This window comes from Streptomyces sp. TRM70350 (genome assembly GCF_019219825.1).
In the GTDB taxonomy this organism is placed as follows: Bacteria; Actinomycetota; Actinomycetes; order Streptomycetales; family Streptomycetaceae; genus Streptomyces.
In genome coordinates this window covers 1-249 of sequence record NZ_JAHUXH010000150.1, presented here as the reverse complement: position 1 = coordinate 249, position 249 = coordinate 1, and the positions used below count along the sequence as shown (strand labels likewise).

Annotated in this window: 1 pseudogene; it reads left to right on the top strand. The window is 71.9% G+C overall.

Annotated elements, in window-relative coordinates:
* A pseudogene (locus tag KWI83_RS37990) lies at positions 1–249 on the top strand (protein phosphatase); the annotation flags it as partial.

Below are 249 nucleotides of genomic sequence, written 5' to 3'. Positions count from 1 at the left end.
TAAGAACCCCGCCCGCGCGGCCGGTGCGGTCACCTTCAACGTGCTCACCACCGTGTTCACGGGTGGTGCGGGTGCCGGTGTGGCGGGCGCGGGCAAGGCCGGTGCCGTGGCCCGGGTCTTGGGTACGACGGCGAGGGCCATCGACCCGATGACGTACATCGCCAAGGGCGCGGGCGCGGGCCTGTCGAAGATCGGGGACATCAGCGCGGCGCTGAAGGGCGTCGGCACCATCGACATCCCCACCCTCCC